The 17,364-nt window shown below is 68.8% G+C and carries 17 protein-coding genes and 1 tRNA gene; 9 read left to right on the forward strand and 9 right to left on the reverse strand.

All coding sequences use genetic code 11. The features are described from left to right. The gene (locus FNH21_RS15830) at positions 1–1,128 is read right to left on the reverse strand and encodes an FUSC family protein (RefSeq protein WP_241743310.1); all 1,128 of its coding nucleotides are present in this window, start codon (positions 1,126–1,128) and stop codon (positions 1–3) included. Between the two features lie 223 nt (positions 1,129–1,351). On the opposite strand from FNH21_RS15830, the gene FNH21_RS15835 reads away from it, so the two are divergent. From FNH21_RS15835 to pstB, 4 genes are all read left to right on the forward strand, one after another. Continuing rightward, complete coding sequence (locus FNH21_RS15835) at positions 1,352–2,473, forward strand: substrate-binding domain-containing protein (RefSeq protein ID WP_191932068.1); 1,122 nt, start codon at positions 1,352–1,354, stop codon at positions 2,471–2,473. 146 nt (positions 2,474–2,619) lie between these two features. After that, on the forward strand, positions 2,620–3,552 hold the full coding sequence (gene pstC / locus FNH21_RS15840) for a phosphate ABC transporter permease subunit PstC (protein WP_191932069.1): 933 nt from the start codon (positions 2,620–2,622) through the stop codon (positions 3,550–3,552). After that, the gene (gene pstA / locus FNH21_RS15845; protein ID WP_055765870.1) at positions 3,552–4,658 is read left to right on the forward strand and encodes a phosphate ABC transporter permease PstA; all 1,107 of its coding nucleotides are present in this window, start codon (positions 3,552–3,554) and stop codon (positions 4,656–4,658) included. The genes pstC and pstA overlap by 1 nt, the downstream gene beginning before the upstream one ends. Positions 4,659–4,688: 30 nt before the next feature. After that, positions 4,689–5,468, forward strand: coding sequence for a phosphate ABC transporter ATP-binding protein PstB (gene pstB / locus FNH21_RS15850; protein ID WP_152817025.1), 780 nt, complete (start codon positions 4,689–4,691; stop codon positions 5,466–5,468). A gap of 70 nt (positions 5,469–5,538) precedes the next feature. Here pstB and FNH21_RS15855 read toward each other — a convergent pair whose 3' ends face one another. The 3 genes from FNH21_RS15855 to FNH21_RS15865 all read right to left on the reverse strand — a co-directional run bounded on the left by FNH21_RS15855 (position 5,539) and on the right by FNH21_RS15865 (position 8,026). Beyond that, the gene (locus tag FNH21_RS15855) at positions 5,539–6,549 is read right to left on the reverse strand and encodes an inorganic phosphate transporter (RefSeq protein ID WP_191932070.1); all 1,011 of its coding nucleotides are present in this window, start codon (positions 6,547–6,549) and stop codon (positions 5,539–5,541) included. Then, on the reverse strand, positions 6,550–7,167 hold the full coding sequence (locus tag FNH21_RS15860) for a nuclease PIN (protein ID WP_191932071.1): 618 nt from the start codon (positions 7,165–7,167) through the stop codon (positions 6,550–6,552). Positions 7,168–7,378: 211 nt separating this feature from the next. Further along, the gene (locus tag FNH21_RS15865; protein ID WP_152817027.1) at positions 7,379–8,026 is read right to left on the reverse strand and encodes a hypothetical protein; all 648 of its coding nucleotides are present in this window, start codon (positions 8,024–8,026) and stop codon (positions 7,379–7,381) included. Positions 8,027–8,164: 138 nt separating this feature from the next. Between FNH21_RS15865 and FNH21_RS15870 the strand changes: the two genes are divergently transcribed. Then, positions 8,165–8,238 (forward strand) — tRNA-Lys (locus FNH21_RS15870). 62 nt (positions 8,239–8,300) lie between these two features. Here FNH21_RS15870 and FNH21_RS15875 read toward each other — a convergent pair. Next, positions 8,301–9,056, reverse strand: coding sequence for a ZIP family metal transporter (locus FNH21_RS15875; RefSeq protein ID WP_191932072.1), 756 nt, complete (start codon positions 9,054–9,056; stop codon positions 8,301–8,303). A 361-nt stretch (positions 9,057–9,417) separates the two neighbouring features. Between FNH21_RS15875 and FNH21_RS15880 the strand changes: the two genes are divergently transcribed. The 4 genes from FNH21_RS15880 (at position 9,418) to FNH21_RS15895 (ending at position 12,767) form a co-directional block, all read left to right on the forward strand. After that, positions 9,418–10,686 carry an endonuclease/exonuclease/phosphatase family protein gene (locus tag FNH21_RS15880; RefSeq protein WP_422108795.1) on the forward strand — a complete coding sequence of 423 codons (1,269 nt, stop codon included), beginning with the start codon at positions 9,418–9,420 and terminating at the stop codon, positions 10,684–10,686. Between the two features lie 223 nt (positions 10,687–10,909). Continuing rightward, positions 10,910–11,164, forward strand: a complete 255-nt coding sequence (locus tag FNH21_RS15885; protein WP_152817028.1) for a hypothetical protein — start codon at positions 10,910–10,912, stop codon at positions 11,162–11,164. A gap of 149 nt (positions 11,165–11,313) precedes the next feature. After that, the gene (locus tag FNH21_RS15890; RefSeq protein WP_152817073.1) at positions 11,314–12,048 is read left to right on the forward strand and encodes a hypothetical protein; all 735 of its coding nucleotides are present in this window, start codon (positions 11,314–11,316) and stop codon (positions 12,046–12,048) included. Next, positions 12,045–12,767, forward strand: a complete 723-nt coding sequence (locus FNH21_RS15895; RefSeq protein WP_152817029.1) for a hypothetical protein — start codon at positions 12,045–12,047, stop codon at positions 12,765–12,767. The genes FNH21_RS15890 and FNH21_RS15895 overlap by 4 nt, the downstream gene beginning before the upstream one ends. Before the next feature lie 239 nt (positions 12,768–13,006). Here FNH21_RS15895 and FNH21_RS15900 read toward each other — a convergent pair whose 3' ends face one another. Genes FNH21_RS15900 through FNH21_RS15915 form a run of 4 tightly spaced genes read right to left on the reverse strand, consistent with a single transcriptional unit; the run spans position 13,007 to position 17,225 of the window. Beyond that, a complete protein-coding gene (locus tag FNH21_RS15900; RefSeq protein ID WP_152817030.1) occupies positions 13,007–13,285 on the reverse strand; it encodes an HPr family phosphocarrier protein in 279 nt (92 codons plus the stop codon). 51 nt (positions 13,286–13,336) lie between these two features. Continuing rightward, a complete protein-coding gene (locus tag FNH21_RS15905; protein ID WP_152817031.1) occupies positions 13,337–15,439 on the reverse strand; it encodes a PTS fructose transporter subunit IIABC in 2,103 nt (700 codons plus the stop codon). Then, positions 15,439–16,461 carry a 1-phosphofructokinase family hexose kinase gene (locus tag FNH21_RS15910; RefSeq protein ID WP_152817032.1) on the reverse strand — a complete coding sequence of 341 codons (1,023 nt, stop codon included), beginning with the start codon at positions 16,459–16,461 and terminating at the stop codon, positions 15,439–15,441. Before FNH21_RS15910 ends, FNH21_RS15905 begins: the two co-directional genes overlap by 1 nt. After that, positions 16,458–17,225: a DeoR/GlpR family DNA-binding transcription regulator gene (locus FNH21_RS15915; protein ID WP_152817033.1), complete on the reverse strand. Its 768-nt coding sequence runs from the start codon at positions 17,223–17,225 to the stop codon at positions 16,458–16,460. The genes FNH21_RS15910 and FNH21_RS15915 overlap by 4 nt, the downstream gene beginning before the upstream one ends. Positions 17,226–17,364: the final 139 nt, after the last annotated feature.

Raw genomic sequence — 17,364 nt, forward strand, 5'->3', positions numbered from 1 at the left:
TCAGAGGCGAGGCAGGTAGTCCGCGGCGTCCTCGTGCGAGAGTCCGGTCGCCTCGAGCAGGTCGACGACGAGGGGCCGCAGGAGCAGGACCAGTCCCTCGCCCTCGAGCCGCTGGATGCCGAGCGTCTCCGGGTGCAGATCCGTCGCGACGGCGGCGAGTTCGTCGCGGGCCTGGCGCTGGTTGAGGCGACGCTCGGCGGAGTCGCGTGCCGAGAGGGATCGGCTGAGGACGTCGACGGCGTCGGCCGTGTCCGCCAGTGCCTGGCTCAGGCTCTCGATGGCGTCGTCCGTGAGCGCCGCATGGTTGATGGCCGAGGTGAGGCGGCGGGCGAAGACGCGACTGTTGCGGATCGCGAGGTCGATCGATCCGACCGAGCTCCGCAGCGAACCGAGCTCGTCCCGGTGGCGCCGGTAGGCGGGCGAGATCCGCGCGACCTCCTGCGCGGCCCGCACGCTGCCGGTGAGGCCGTCGAGCTGCGACTGGCAGTTCCGTGCGCGCACGAGTGCGTGCCAGGCGAGGGTGGAGTCGCTCTGCCGCAGTGCCGAGGCGCTCTCGCGCAGGACGCCGGACAGCTCCTCCAGCAGACCGCGGACGTTCGTCTTCGGTTCCCCCCGCGGGTCGCGCGGCAGGAGCATGGTCACCACGAGCGCGAACAGTCCACCGACGATGGCGTCCACGCTCCGCGTGAACGGGCCGCCCTCCGGTGCCGGGAGCAGCACGACCAGGAGGGACTGCAGCCCGAGCTGCGTGGTGAAGATGGTGCCGCTGTCGAGGAACCGGGCCAGCAGGATCGAGATGAAGAGGACGACGGCGGCCTGCCAGATGCCGTTGCCGAAGAACGTGAGCAGGAGGTCGCCCACCGAGATGCCGAGCGTGCACCCGATCGCCACTTCGAGCACCCGCCGGATCCGGGGATCCCGCGAGAAGCCCAGCGAGATCATGGACGAGGTCGCCGCGAACAGCGGACCGTTGTGGCCGAGGACCTCCTCGGCGAAGGCGTAGGCGCCCACGGCGCACACCGTCATCTGCAGGGCGGTGACGATCGAGTTCGAGCTGCGCCTGAAGCCGGTCCGGGAGCGCTTGCGCAGGAAGGCGAGGGTCCTGGTGATTCCCTGGCGCGGCGGCATAGGCCCAGTCTAGGAGGTCGGGCAGCAGGAGACCTTCGTCTCATCCATCAGGGCGGATCGCCCCTACCGGCCAATGGACCGGCGCTGTTCACCTTCCGTTAAGGTCGCTCGGCCAGTCTCTTCACCTGCAGTGCCTAGCTTCGGACGGTACGAGAACACGTACATGTCTACCGAGTGCCACTCGCGCACCGATGAACACATCCCTGGAAGGGGTAAAGATCTAGTGAAGGCTCTTCGCTTTGGCCGCGCTGCGGCAGTAATCTCCGTGGCCGCGCTGGCGCTGACCGCATGCGGTTCCGACAACGCCACCGGCGACACTCCCGCAGCAGAGGGGGCCGCCTCGTCCGCCGCCGGCGTTGCCGTGTCAGGAACCCTCACCGGGATCGGCGCCTCCTCGCAGAACTCCGCCATGGAGGCCTGGAAGGCCGGCTTCGAGTCCATGAACCAGGACGCCATGGTCCAGTACTCGCCCGACGGATCAGGGGCCGGACGCAAGGCCTTCCTCAGCGGGGGAGCGCAGTTCGCCGGTTCGGATGCCTACCTCAAGGACGACGAGATGACCCAGGCCATGGAGGTCTGTGGTCCCGATGGTGCGCTCAACATCCCGGCGTACATCTCCCCCATCGCGATCGCCTTCAACCTCGGTGACGTCACCGAGCTGAACCTCGACGCCCCCACCATCGCCAAGATCTTCACGAAGGCGATCACCACCTGGAACGATCCGGCGATCGCCGACCAGAACGAGGGAGTCGAGCTGCCCGACACCCCCATCACCGTCGTGCACCGCTCGGACGAGTCGGGCACCACCGAGAACTTCGTCGACTACCTGTCGGCCGCCGCACCCGAGGTGTGGACGTACGAGGTGGACGGCGCCTGGCCCGCCGACCTGCAGTCCGAGAATGCGAAGGGAACCTCCGGTGTCGTCCAGACGGTCACCTCGACCGACGGCGCCATCACCTATGCCGATGCCTCCGCGGTCGGCGACCTGGGCAAGGCCAAGGTCAAGGTCGGCGAGGAGTACACCGAGATCAGCTCGGACGCGGCCGCGAAGGCCGTCGAGGTCGCCACGCCGGTCGAGGGCCGGCCCGAGCTGGACATGTCGCTCGAGTTGGAGCGCGACACCACCGAATCCGGTGCGTACCCCGTCGTCCTCGTCAGCTACCACGTCTACTGCACCACCTACGACAGCCAGGAGACCGTCGACCTCGTGAAGGCTTTCGGCTCCTACGTCATCAGTGAGGACGGGCAGGCCGAGGCAGAGGCCTCGGCCGGCAACGCTCCCCTCTCGGCCACACTGAGTGAGAAAGCCCAGATGGCGATCGACTCCATCAAGGTCGCTTCCTAGCGGAGGCCCCTCCGGTCCCGTCTGGTCTAATGGAGACCGGACGGGACCATCCGCCGTTTACGGCCGGGATCAGCAGTGCCCTTCCCTCCCCGCCCGGCGCCGGAAGCCGTCACCACACCTGAACAGACCGCCTGGAAGGCAAGAACGTGTCAATCAATTCGCTGAAGGCATCGACTGATCGAGGCCGTGCCGGCGACAAGATCTTCTCCGGCGTCTCGCTCGCCGCGGGCGTGCTGATCCTGGCAGTCCTGTTCAGTGTCGCCGTCTTCCTGATGGTGCAGGCCGCGCCGATCCTCTCCGCGGATCCCGCCGAGGTCACGGGAGGTGAGGGGTTCGCCGCCTACATCCTGCCGATCGTCATCGGCACCGTCGTCGCGGCCGCGATCGCCCTGATCATCGCGACACCCGTCGGTATCGCCGTCGCCCTCTTCATCTCCCACTACGCGCCACGCCGCCTCGCCCGGGCCTTCGGGTACGTCATCGATCTGCTCGCAGCGATCCCGTCGGTGATCTACGGTGCGTGGGGCTACATCATCCTGGCCCCGCAGCTCGCGAAGGGCTACGCCTGGCTCGCCGAGAATCTGGGCTGGATCCCCCTCTTCGCCGGTCCGGCCAGCCAGACCGGCAAGACCATGTTCACGGCCGGTGTGGTGCTCGCGGTGATGGTCATCCCGATCATCACCTCGCTGAGCCGGGAGATCTTCCTGCAGACCCCCAACCTCCACGAGGAAGCAGCCCTCGCGATGGGCGCGACCCGCTGGGAGATGGTGCGGATGGCCGTGCTGCCGTTCGCGCGCCCGGGCATCATCAGCGCGACCATGCTGGGTCTGGGCCGGGCGCTGGGCGAGACGATGGCTGTCGCACTGGTCCTCTCCCCGGGCGCCCTCGGTGCGAGCCTCATCAGGACGGGCAACCAGACGATCGCGGCGGAGATCGCCCTGAACTTCCCTGAAGCCTTCGGCCTCCGACTCAACGAGCTGATCGCTGCGGGACTCGTCCTCTTCGTCATCACGCTGATCGTGAACATGATCGCCCGCTTCATCATCACCCGGCACAAAGAATTCTCGGGAGCTAACTAATGGCAGCGAACCAGACGCTCCAGCGTCGCCAGTCCCAGCTCACCCGCGGACGCCTCCCGTCCTATGCCATCTGGGTGGTCGTGGCCGCCTCCCTGATCCTGGGTGCAGCGATCTCCTCCCTCGTCGGTTTCAGCGTCGTGGGGTGGGCCATCATCACGGCGATCGTGTTCGTCCTCGCGGCGACCATCGTCACGGCCGTCGCCGAGGGCGAGCGGAAGGCGAAGGACAAGCTCGTCACGTTCCTGGTGTACGGCGCCTTCCTCATCGCGCTGATCCCTCTCGTCTCCGTCCTCTGGACGGTCCTCGAGCGGGGTGTCCCGGGCCTGAGCTACAACTTCCTCTTCACCTCGATGAACGGGGTCACCGGGGCCGTGGACAACCAGGCCGTCGAGGGCGGGACCCCCGTCCTCGGCGGTGCGTACCACGCGGTGCTCGGAACCCTGCAGATCACCCTCTGGGCCACCCTGATCTCCGTGCCGATCGGTCTCCTCACCGCCGTCTACCTGGTCGAGTACGGGGCCGGCAAGAACCTCACGAAGGCGATCACCTTCTTCGTGGACGTCATGACGGGCATCCCCTCGATCGTGGCCGGGCTGTTCGCGGCAGCGCTCTTCACCCTGCTCTTCGGCCCCGGGACCCGCACCGGTTTCGTCGCCGCCGTCGCGCTCTCGGTGCTGATGATCCCGGTGGTGGTGCGGTCCACCGAGGAGATGCTGAAGATCGTGCCGAACGAGCTCCGCGAAGCGGCCTACGCGCTGGGGGTGCGTAAGTGGCGCACCATCACGAAGGTGGTCATCCCGACGGCGATCTCGGGCATCGCGTCCGGCGTCACGCTCTCCATCGCCCGCGTGATCGGCGAGACGGCGCCCATCCTCGTGACAGCCGGATTCGCGAGCTCCATCAACTGGAACGTGTTCAGCGGCTGGATGAGCACGCTGCCCACCTTCATCTACTACCAGATCCTCACCCCGACGTCCCCGACGTCGCCCGATCCGAGTACCCAGCGCGCCTGGGCGGCGGCGCTCCTGCTCATCCTCATGGTGATGCTGCTGAACCTCGTGGCCCGCTTCGTCGCCCAGATCTTCGCCCCCAAGACCAGCCGCTGAGCACTCGCGGTACCGACCGATAAGGAAGCAATGTCCAAGCGAATCGACGTCAAGGACCTCAACGTCTACTACAGCAAGTTCCTTGCCGTGGAGGACGTCAACATCAACATCGAAGCCCGCTCCGTCACGGCCTTCATCGGCCCGTCGGGCTGCGGCAAGTCGACGTTCCTGCGCACCCTGAACCGCATGCACGAGGTCATCCCCGGTGCCCGCGTGGAGGGTGAGGTGCTGCTCGACGGTGACAACCTGTACGACTCCGCCGTCGACCCCGTGACCGTGCGCGGGCAGATCGGCATGGTGTTCCAGCGCCCCAACCCGTTTCCTACGATGTCCATCCGCGACAACGTGCTGGCCGGGGTGAAGCTCAACAACAAGCGCATCAGCAAGTCCGATGCGGACGACCTCGTGGAGAAGTCGCTGCAGGGCGCCAACCTCTGGAACGAGGTCAAGGACCGCCTCGGACGCCCGGGGTCCGGCCTCTCCGGCGGGCAGCAGCAGCGCCTGTGCATCGCCCGGGCCATCGCCGTATCGCCGCAGGTGATCCTGATGGACGAGCCCTGCTCCGCGCTGGACCCCATCTCCACGCTTGCCATCGAGGACCTCATCAACGAGCTCAAGGCCGACTACACCGTGGTGATCGTGACGCACAACATGCAGCAGGCGGCGCGCGTCTCCGACAAGACCGCCTTCTTCAACATCGCCGGCACCGGCAAGCCGGGCAAGCTCATCGAGTACGACGACACCACGACGATCTTCAACAAGCCGACCGTCAAGGCCACGGAGGACTACGTCTCCGGGCGCTTCGGATAGGTCCGACGGCGGTCCACGCGCGACGGCGGCTCCCAGTGCGGGGGCCGCCGTCGTGCTTCCGGCAGGGTCCCTACAGGAGCGGGCTCAGTGCCAGGAAGAAGACCGCACCCACCAGCGCCGTGGCCGGCGCTGTCGCGAGCCAGACGAGCAGGATGCGGACCACGCGCGGACGCTGGACGGACGCGAAGCGCTGGTTCGCTCCCGCTCCCACGATCGCCGAGGTCATGGTGTGGGTGCTGGAGAGGGGGAGGTGCAGCGAGATGGCACCGATGAACAGCATGGCGGAGCTGACGCCCTGGGCCGTCATGCCCCGCAGGGGGTCCATGTGCACCAGGCGGTTCCCGAGGGTGTGCGTGATCCGCCAGCCGCCGAAGAGCGAGCCGGTCGTCAGCAGGACCGCGGCGAACACCTGCACCCACAGGGGGATGTCCGTTCCCGTGGCGTACCCGGATCCCACCAGCGCGAGGAGGATCACCGCCATGGTCCGCTGGCCGTCCTGCAGGCCGTGCCCGAGCGCGAAGGCTCCCGCCAGCACGGACTGCGCCATGCGATTCCCGCGGTTCACCCGAGCGGGCGAGCCGTGCCGAAGCAGCCAGGTGGCCGGGAACACCGCCAGGTAGGCCAGGACGTAGGCGATGACGGGTGACAGGAGGAGGGGCAGGACGATCTGAAGGAGCAGTGTCTCCCCGGCGCCGCTCATCGCCGGCCCGCTGGTCAGCTGCGACGCACCACCTGCGCCGATGACGCCGCCGAGCAGGGCATGGGTGGACGACGACGGCTTGCCGCGGTACCACGTGAGGACGCCCCAGAGGCAGGCTGCGAGAAGGGCCGCCATCAGGATCCCGAGGCCGGTGGCGCCCTCGGGCAGGCCGATCCCGGCGTCGGTGAAGAACAGGGCGAGGGACGTGCTGAGCAACGCACCCACCAGGTTGAAGAGCGCCGCGAGGAGGACGGCGACGGTGGGCGTCAGCGCCCTCGTCCGCACCGCCGTCGCCACCGAGTTCGAGACGTCGTGGAAACCGTTGAGGAAGGCGAAGACGCCCGCGGTGACGATCACCGCTCCGAGGAGGAGGGGCTCCACCTACGATTCCTTGACGAGGATGCTGCCCACCTGTGTGGCGACCCGACGGATGTCCTTGGTGACCTCGACCAGTTGGTTCGCCACGTCCCGGTGGCGGGCGTAGACGAGCGGCTTGTGGTCGTCGAGGAGCTCGGCGCACCAGCTGCGATGCGTGCGCTCGGCCCGCCGCGCGAGGCGCAGGATCTCGATCCAGTACTCCTCGAGGTCCTCCATCGAGTTGAGGCGCTGCATCGCGACGGCGGTCAGTTCGGCCTGCCGGTTGATGACCTCCAGCTGGTCGGCGGCCCGCTGGCTCACCTTGCTCAGCTTGTACAGCGCGATCAGCTCACCCGCTCCGTCGAGCTTCTCGATGGCCTCGTTGAGCAGGCGCGAGAGCACGTAGAGGTCCTCACGGGGCAACGGGTTGATGAAGGACGTCCGCATGGAGGTGAGGAGCGCGAAGTGGAGGTCCGTCGAGGCCGACTCGTGCTGGTGCAGCTCCTCGGACAGGCGGTCGTACTCCTGGACGGACGCTCCGAGGATGGCGGACATGGTGCCGACGCCGAGGACCAGCTGGTTCGCCATGCGGGCGAGGAGCTCGAGCCCGGCGTTCTCCTGCGGGAAGAGGCGTAGTTTCACGGAGTCTTCCTCGGAGGATGGGTGGGCGTCGGCGGTGCTGCCGCCGACGCACATGCCTCTGGGCAGAGTAGTGGCGTCGAACCGGGAGCGCCTCTCGGCGGAAGGCCGCTCGAAGCGGCTGAGTGTTGAAGCCCGGGGGTTCCACGGTCCGACGCCGGGTTAAGTCTTGCCCTCCCCGGAGCGGCTGTCAACATCGCCTGTGACGGGCCGCTCAGTCGAGGTCGCCGCGCCGCCAGGAGGCGGCGGCATGCTCGAGGTCCTCAGCGGTCCTGATCAGCTGGTGCGAATTGCGCGTGAGCTTCGAGGCGTGGGACCCGTTGGCCACCTCCCGGTCGTCGGCGTGGTTGGCCTGGCCGAGGGCGACGACGCGGCAGAACGCGGCGAAGCGTTCGAGGGCGACGTCGAAGTCCCCGTCGAACGCACCCGAGAGGATGGTGTCCGCCATGGTGGTCATCTCCGCGGCGCCGGGCGGTTCGGCCACGCCCGCCACGACCTTCGAGACCTGGGCGATCTCCTTGCCGGAGGCGAAGTAGGCGGCGATGCGCTCCGGGTTCTGCTGGGTCGCGGCACGCAGTGCGTACAGTCGCCACAGGGCCCCGGGCAGAGATCTCGCGGGACTCTCGGCCCACATCTCGGCGATGGCCTCGAGGCCCTGCCGGTCGGCGAGTTCGACGAGGCGGCGGGTCACGTCGGGATCGTCCGCGTCCCGCCCGTGGTGCACCAGGGCGTGGGCCGCCATGTGGGCGGCCTCGGAGACCCGCGAAGGGTCCACGCCCCCCGCGAAGACCTCGAAATCGGCCGGGGTGAAAGGCTTCGGCTTGTGCGGCCGCGGGCTCTTGTTCGTGTAGTCGCCGTCCATGGAACGAGGATACTCCTGCGGTCCTCGCGGCCGGTCGGCATCGCCCTCGCACCCGTCTTCGGCGCGAGGGCGATTGCGATAAAGTGGGCGGGTCATCGCCGCACGACGGACCTGCGGGTCCGTGAGGTGGTGATGGGCGGGCCCTTAGCTCAGTTGGCTAGAGCAACGGACTTTTAATCCGTGGGTCGTGGGTTCGAGCCCCACAGGGCCTACCGCGTGAGGGAAGGACCCCGGGACAGTTCCGGGGTCCTTCGTCGTTGCCGTGCGGTGCTGCTCATCCGGAGACCGTGTGCACCACGAAGGCCGTGAGGAACCCGAGGGCGGCGATCAACCCCGTGAACATGTGCTGGCGCTCGAAGGCCTCGGGGATCATGGTGTCGGCGACCATCGCGAGGATCGCCCCCGCGGCGATCGCCGTGATGAACGCGACGGTGACGCCGGAGGCGTCCGCCAGCAACGAGTACCCGATGAGGGCCGCCAGTCCCGAGGCGAGCGCGATGCCGCCCCACAGGCCGAACACGTAGCGTCTGCCGCGGCCCGCGTTCTTCATGCCGGCGGTGCTCGAGAGTCCCTCGGGCACGTTGGAGATGAAGATCGCGACGAGGACCGCCGGGTTCACCGTGCCTCCTGCCACGAGTCCGAGCCCCAGGACCACCGACTCGGGAATCCCGTCGAGCAGGGCGCCGAGTGCAATGGCGTTGCCGCTCCCGGCGGCGTCGGACTCCGAAGGCTGCTGCCCGCCGGACCGTTTGCGGTGCTGCGCCCCCTTGCGGGCGAGGATCGCGTTGGCCCCCACATAGGTCACGGCGCCGACGAGGAAGCCTCCTGCCGTCGGCACGAGCCCGCCCGCCTCCTGGGCCTCTCCGACGAGTTCGAAGGCGAGGGCGGAGATGAGCACTCCCGCCCCGAACGCCATGACGAAGGAGACGATCCGGGGTGGCACGGCCCATTTCCAGGCGATCGCCGCGCCGAGGACCAGCGCCCCTCCTGCGATCGCACCCCACCCGAATGCCTGCAGCCACAGTGGCACGGGAGCCGCTCCTTCCGGTGCCCACGGCACCACGAGATGAATCCGGCCCAGCTTGCCATGGAACCGCCGGCGTGCGGAGGCACCCGGTAGCGGAACCGGAGCTTGACGGGGAAGGCCGGGCGATCGCGACATGACCGGGAACCATTGGGCGAGTGGAGGGCGCATCGTCCCACGGGCACCCTCCGGGTGAGCTCAACACGGCCGCCCTCGTCGGGGAATCCCTCCGACGTGGATGAGTTTGAATCGTTATCAGCCGGCCCGTTGTGGCCCCCCGGACCCGGTTAGGCTCGACGTACCGGAGCGTTCGACGACGGTGGCGCACGCCTTCAGCGGCGCCGCCCCCTGACCTGAGGAGGGACCTGTGCGTATCCCGACCGCATGCTCGGCAGCAGTGTTCGCCGCCGCCCTCGTCGTCGTCGGAGCTCCCGCCGGTTCCGCCGTCGCGTACGACGATTCGCGGTCCGTGATCGCCGAGACCCGCGCTGGGAAGCAGGATGTCCGGTTCGCGACCTACAACGCCAGCCTGAACCGAGCGGCAGCCGGCGACCTCGTCCGCGATCTGAGTACCCCGGCCAATACGCAGGCGAGGGCGATCGCGGAGGTCATCCAGATCAACCGGCCGGACGTCGTGCTCCTGAACGAGTTCGACTACGTCGCGGGCGGCCGGGCCGCTGATCTCTTCAGTCAGAACTATCTCCGGGTCGGCCAGAACGGCAAGGCCCCGGTCGACTACCCCTACGTGTACACGGCACCCTCGAACACCGGTGTGCCCAGCGGGTTCGACCTCAACAACGACGGGCGCGTCGGCGGCGCCGATGACGCACTGGGCTTCGGCACCTTCGAGGGCCAGTACGGCATGGTGGTGTACTCGAGGTATCCCATCCGCACCGAGGCCGTCAGGACCTTCCAGAACTTCCTGTGGAAGGACATGCCCGGAGCGTTGCTGCCCGACAACCCGGCGACGGAGGCGGCCGACGACTGGTACTCGACGGATGAACTGGCAGCGCTCCCGCTGTCCAGCAAGTCGCACTGGGACATCCCCGTCGAGGTCGGCGGCAGGACCGTGCACGTCCTTGCCAGCCACCCGACACCACCGGTGTTCGACGGGCAGGAGGACCGGAACGGCAGGCGCAACAGCGACGAGATCCGCTTCTGGTCCGACTACGTGACCGGCGGGCCCGGCGCGTCCTACATCTACGACGACGACGGCGGCACCGGCGGCATGAACCGAGGGGAGCGGTTCGTCGTCATGGGTGATCAGAACAGCGATCCCCTGGACGGCGATTCACGGCTTGGATCGATCGATCAGCTGCTCGGGAACAAGCTCATCCAGGATCCGCTGCCGTCGTCGAACGGAGCGGTCGAGGCGTCCGCCCTGCAGGGGGGTGCCAACGCCATGCACCGAGGTGATCCGCGGTTCGACACGGCGGACTTCGAGGACAGGGATGCCGGCAACATCAGGGCCGACTACGTGCTGCCTTCACGTACGCTCAAGGTGGCGGCTGCGGGGGTGTTCTGGCCCCGGGCAGGCAGTCCGGGTGCGGAGCTGACGGGGATCTTCCCCTTCCCGACGAGTGATCATCGGCTGGTCTTCGTCGATGTCACGCTCAGCGGTGGCAAGCTGCGCTAGGCCTTGTCCCGTCGCGCGGGCCGGGTGTACGGTCGAACGCATGAGGACGATTCTTTTTCAGTAGGCGATCCGGCTCCGGCCACGATCCGCGTCATGTGTCGATGACACCCCTCCACAGGCGCCCCTGAAATCCGTCCGACCCCCAAGCATCCCCGCAGGAAAGCCTGTCGTGGCGCTGACGTGTCCCGACGCATCTGGTGGCGCCACTCCAGAAAGGAACACCATGACCAACACGCCCCAGCACGACCCGTCAGCAGACGCTTCAGCCTCCACTTCGGCGGCGGAAGCGGCGGGCCCACCGCCCGCCGAAGCCGGCGGTGCCCAGCGGCGCAGCGTTCAGGACGATCCGCGGGCCAAGCTCGCGCTCGCCCGGAAGAACCACGCCGCCAGCCCCACCGCGGCGACGGGCGCAGGTCACCAGAAGGCCGCCAACGAGAGCAGCAAGCAGGGCAAGAAGGAGAAGAAAGTCCGCTGGTGAGGCCCTGCCCGGGCACGCCGCCGGGCGGCTCACGCTGAGTTGAAGTGGAGCTGGCTCCGAGTTCTGCGTATGGGGGAATCGCAGAAATCGGAGCCAGCGATCTCAGTATACTTCGACAGGAGACCGCAAAGTCCAATCGAAAGGTGATGATGGCCGTCACAGCCAAGGCCTTCCAGCTGTGGCGTTCCCGTATCGCACCGCAGGACACCGTCTCGGACGTGTGCAGGGTAGCCGGGATCAAGCGTTCCACTCTCGCCCAGCAGCTCGTCCGGGGCAAGGTCTCCGTCCCCACGATCGTCTCGATCGCACGGGGCTACGGCCTTCCACCCGTCGAATCGCTGGCCGTCTTCGAGGGGTTCGCCGACGTTCCGGCCGGGGTCCGCACCCCCACGGACGCCGAACTCGTGAGCCAGGTCTCGCACATCGACATCCTCCGGCTGCTGGTGGCGCGCAGCGAGGACCAGGAATGCGCGGGGAGCGACCTGCAGCTGAACCTCGCCCCCTTCCCGCACAGGAATTCCGTCCGCGCGTGGATCGAGGCGATCGACCCGGGGGACCTCCGGCAACAGCTGGCCGCGCGCACGGGGGTCGCCCGGCAGAATCTGTCCGCGCAGCTCACGGCGGGGCGTCTGGCGCCCGAGATCGCGGTCGAAGCTGCGCGGATCGCCGGGGTGTCGCTGGCCAGCGGCCTGGTGGTCACGGGCCTCCTGACGCCTGACGAGGGCGGCTGGCCCCTGGACGGCAGGGCGAGAGCCCTCTGCGCCATGCCCGATCTCGATCTCGTGTTCCTCGCCCGGGACCGCCTCGACGTGCTCGGCAAGCAGATCCGCAGGGCCGAGCTCGACGACGGCAAGGACCGCGCCATGTGGGAGAACCTCGGATGAACAACCTGGCGATCCAGTGGCTGGTTCTCGCGCTCTGCGCGCTCGGCGCCGTCGTCCGGCTTCCCGGCGTCCTCCAGGGGAGGGGCAGGGTGGTCTTCACTGCTCTGGTCCTCCTCACGGTTGCCGTCGGACTCTCGCTCGATGCGATCTACCTCGCCGTGGACCCGGTCCTGGGCGGTGTGAACGTGGCCAACCTGCTGCTCCGTGGGTGCCTGTACGCCGTGTTCCTGCTCCTGGGCCTCCGCATGGCTGCGGCCTTCGACTCCCGTCTGGCGAGCCGACTGGTCGCGGGACCCTTCGGTATCGCCGTGCTGGCCGTGACCGTCTTGGCGACGCTGTACTTCTTCCTCGCCAGCGAGTTGCAGGGCAGCTCCACCGGTCTGCGGGGATTCGACACCCAGGACACGGTGCTGCAGTACATCGTGGTCGGACGGTTGTACCCCGCGTACGTCGCGGCCTGCCTCGTCGTCCCGGGAGTCCACGCGGCCCTCGACCGGCAGGCCCGGCCCCTCCACCGCCTGGCGAGCGGCTTCCTCGCCGCCGGGTTCACCCTGGTGGTGGCGAACGTCGCGCTGCGGCTGATCGCGGCCGACCTCCATCAGTGGGACATCATCCTGCCGTTCTCGGCCATCCTCCTGACCGTCGTCGGACTGTGCCTGATCTGGGCCAGCCACCTCGTGAACGTACGGAGCCGCCGTCGGGCGAACAAGCTTGCCTAGGCGCCGCGCGAAGCGTGACGCAATCGTGTCCTCGCTGCATTCACGTTTTCATGTTCGTGTGTAAAAATAATGATTATGTAACTGCCGCTGTCCGTGGGGGGTCAGCGGATCGTTGCGAGCCGGGTAGGTGAGTCCATTAGAACGGGTGGACCCACCTACCCGACCACCAGTGCTGGGGGCACAGCGAAGGGCACCATCCGCCAGGTATCAGCGGCGGATGGTGCCCTTCCTCGTGGGTGCTACTCGGCGTCGTGGTCCGTCTCGATGATCCTGGCGAGGCTCTCGAGTGCGTCCTCGGCGCCGTCGCCCTCGGCGCGGAGGACGATCACGTCGCCGTGCGACGCACCGAGGCTCATCAGCGAGAGGATGCTCGAGGCGTCCATCGCCTCCTCCGCGGGCTCGCCGTCCATGGCGATGGTGACCTCGATGGGAAGCTCGCCTGCGGCCTCCGCGAAGATGGACGCGGGTCGGGCGTGCAGGCCGACCCGGCTCGCCACTGTTGCCTTGCGTTCTGCCATGTTGTGCTCCTCTGTGTAGGTGGGTTCAGGTACAGCCAACCGGACCTGCGGTCAGGCTGCAACCGGCTCGGCGACCGGGGCGTCCTTCTTGCTGGTGGCGTAGCGCTTGAGGCCGATCACCGCCAGGGCGGAGATGATCGTCCCGACGATGATCGCGATGACGAACATGGCGACGTTCCCGATGGCGAAGAAGACGAAGATCCCGCCGTGCGGCGCCTGTGACGTGACGCCCGTTCCCATGACGATCGCGCCGGTGACGGCGGAACCGAGCAGTGAGGCCGGGATGACGCGCAGCGGATCGGCGGCGGCGAACGGGATGGCCCCCTCGGAGATGAAGGCGGCGCCCAGGAGCCAGGCAGCCTTCCCGTTCTCGCGTTCGGCGACTGTGAACCGGCGGCGGTCGAGCACCGTGGCCAGGGCCATGGCCAGCGGGGGAACCATGCCGGCAGCCATGACGGCGGCCATGATCTGCCAGGGTGCCTGGTTGTCGATCGATCCGGCGCCCAGGCCGGCGACGGCGAAGGAGTAGGCAACCTTGTTGACCGGACCACCGAGATCGACGGCCATCATGAGGCCCAGGATGAGGCCCAGGCCGACGGCGGCTGTGCCGGTGAGGCCGGAGAGCCAGTTGTTGAGGCCGACGGTGATGGCCGCGATGGGCCCGCCGAGCACGAGGAACATGAGGCCCGAGGCCACGATCGACGCCAGCAGCGGGATGATGACGACCGGCATGAGACTCCGCAGCCAGCGAGGTACCGCGAGGCGCCCGATCATCAGGGCGACGTACCCGGCGAGCAGGCCACCGACGATCCCGCCGAGGAAACCCGCTCCCATGAACCCTGCGACGGCGCCCGCGACGAAGCCGGGCGCGATGCCGGGCCGGTCCGCCAGGGCGTAGGCGATGTACCCGGCGAGTGCCGGCACGAGGAACCCGAGGGAGAGCTGGCCGATCTTGAAGGCGACGGCGCCGAGGTAGGTCGCCAGGCCCCCGTCGGGCAGGTTGCCGAAGTTGTTCTCCAGCACGATCGTGTCCGCGGTGTCGGTGATGAGGTACCCCCCGAGCAGGAAGCCGAGCGCGATCAGCAGGCCACCGCCGGCCACGAACGGGATCATGTAGCTGACGCCCGTGAGCAGGGCGCGCTTCAGCGTGCTGCCGATGCCGTCCCGGCCGCCGTCGTCGTCGGACTGCTCCCCGCCGGCCGTGCCGGCGACCCTGCGGGCGTTGGGGTTCGAGGCGGCCGCGAGTGCTTCCTCGACCATCTCGCCGGGCTCGTCGATGCCGCGCTTCACGGGCGCGCTGATGACGGGGAGGCCGGCGAAGCGCTGCTTGTCGCGGACGTCGACGTCGACGGCGAAGATCACGGCATCGGCCGCCGCGATGACCGCGGGGTCCAGCGGAGTCGCTCCGGAGGAGCCCTGCGTCTCGACCTGGAGGTCGACCCCGCGCTCCTTGGCGGCGGCGACGAGTGAGTCCGCAGCCATGTAGGTGTGGGCGATCCCCGTGGGGCACGCGGTGACCGCGACGAGGCGCCGGACCTTCGTGTCCGTGGACCGTCCCTGCTCGACGGCGGGGCCCGTGGTGTCGGTGCCCGACGGTGACGTTCCGAGGGTCGCGGCTGCCTCGCTCGAGCGGTCGCCGGCGGCGGTGCCGGCTGCGGTGCTGCCGGCCGCGTGGGCGCCGTCGCCCGCGATGGCCGGCTCACCGATCCCGAGGGCGCCGTTGACCAGCGCGACGACGTCCGCCGGGGTCCGGGCGGCCCGCAGCGAAGCCGTGAAGTCCTTCCTGATGAGGGATCGGGCGAGCTTCGAGAGGAGCTTCAGGTGCTCCTGGTCCGCGCCGTCCGGAGCCGCGATGAAGAACACGAGGTCGGCGGGGCCGTCCTTGGCGCCGAAGTCGACGGCCGGGGACAGGCGGGCCATGGCGAGCGTCGCCTCCGAGACGGCCTTCGAGCGGCAGTGCGGGATGGCGATACCACCGGGGACGCCGGTGGAGGTCTTCTCCTCCCGGGCGAGGGCGTCGGCGTACAGGGCGTCGACCTCCGTGGAGCGCCCCTGCGCGGCGACCTGTTCCGCGAGGTACCGGATCACCGAGGAACGCTCGGCCCCCAGGTCCTCGTCCAGGGAGACGAGCTCCGGGGTGATGAGTTCGGACATCAGAATTCCTCCTGTGCTTTGGGTCCGGCGATGGACCCGGTAGCGCTTGGTTCGATCACGGGAAGGGTGACCATGAGGGGGGTGACGGTGACGGCGGCGGGCGTCGTCCGGTCGAGCGATGGGACGGTGGAGCCAGGAAGGGCGGCAGCCGCCGATCCGTGAGCGACAGCCTGGCGCAGGCAGTTCTCGGGGAGTTCGCCTGCGCTGTGCGCCAGCAGGTAGCCGGCCAGTGCGGAGTCTCCCGCACCGACCGTGGAACGCGCCGTGACGGGCGGGTGCACGGCGTGCCAGGCCCCCGCGTTCGTCACGAGCAGGGCACCCTTGGAACCAAGGGTCGCCAGTACCGCACCCACCCCCGCGGTGATGAGCACCGCGCAGGCCTTCGCGGCCAGTTCGTGATCGTGCTCGAGCTCGTCACCCGTGCCGATGCCGGTGAGCTCGCTGAGCTCCTCGGCATTCGGCTTCAGCAGATCGGGTGCCGGGACCCCGGCCGCCGCCTCGATGAGCGGCTCGCCGGAGGAGTCGATGGCGATGAGGGGAGCGGACAGGCCGTAGGCCTCACGGACCGCCGCGGTCACCGTGGTGTAGAAGGTCGCGGGGACGCCCGGCGGCAGGGACCCGGCCAGGACGAGCCAGTCGGCGCCGTCGCTCTCCTCGACGACGACGGCGACGAGACGGTCGATCAGCCCGGAGGATAGCTCGGGGCCGGGCTCGTTGATCTTCGTCGTCGTGCCGTCCGGCTCGGTGATCGCGGTGTTGGTGCGCAGGCCCGCTCCGACGGGCAGGTTGCGGAACGGGACCCCGACGGCGCTGAGGCCGGCCAGCACGGGGTCGTCGTCGTCCCCGGGAAGGACCGCGAGGGTGCGCGTCCCGGACATCGCGAGAGCCCGGCTGACGTTCACGCCCTTGCCGCCGGCTTCCTGGACCACGCGGGCGGCCCGCTGCACGGCGCCGCGCGCCAGGGGCTCCGTGAGCTCGACGGTGCGGTCGATACTGGGGTTCGCGGTGAGGGTGAGGATCATGCGACCGTCACCTCCACATCGGCAGCGGCGAGCGCCTCGGCGAGGGCGCCCCGGGGCGCGCGGTCGGTGATGAGTACATCGATGTCCTCCAGGGTGGCGAAACTGATCAGGGTCTCCTCGTCGAATTTCGACGAGTCCGCCAGCAGCACTACACGCCGGGCGGAACGAAGGATGGCGGTCTTGACGGCAGCCTCGTCGACGTCCGGTGTGCTCAGGCCGAAGCCGGCCGCGAGGCCGTTCGTCCCGATGAACGCGACATCCGCCCGCAGGCGTTCGTAGTGCGACACCGTGCTGCTGCCGACGGCCGCGCTGGTGAGGGCACGGACGCGCCCTCCCACCAGCTCGACGCTCAGCCCCGCACCCGAGATCATGGCGGCGACGGGTACGGAGTGCGTGATGACGGCCAGGCCGGTCCGTGCTTCGGCCACGAGGAGCTCGGCCAGGGCGCCGGTGGTGCTGCCGGCATCGACGACGACGGCACCGGCGAGGGGTGCGAGGTCGAGGGCGGCCCCGGCGATGCGCTTCTTCTCGGGGGAGCGCCGGGCCGAGCGGCTGCTGAGGCTCGGCTCGTCGGTGGTGGCACCGCTGCCCGCGATGGCCCCGCCGTGTACCCGACGCAGGACGCCGTCGTTCTCGAGCAGGGCGAGGTCCCGCCGCACGGTCTCCTTGGTGATCCCGAAGCGGGAGGAGAGCGCGGACACCGTGACGCGGCCATCGGCGAGGACCATGGTGCTGATCTGCCGGTACCGCTCTTCCGCGAACATGAGGACCCCGTCGTCTCGGATCGAGTAACCCCGACCGTGTGGCTTTGTCTGTGTTTGAGTGACTCTAGACCCGGTTTTCCTGTGACGTCAAGCACTTTCGCACCTACCCGGAAGTAAACACAGAAAAGGGAAGACCGGG

Source organism: Arthrobacter bussei, assembly GCF_009377195.2.
GTDB lineage: Bacteria > Actinomycetota > Actinomycetes > Actinomycetales > Micrococcaceae > Arthrobacter_D > Arthrobacter_D bussei.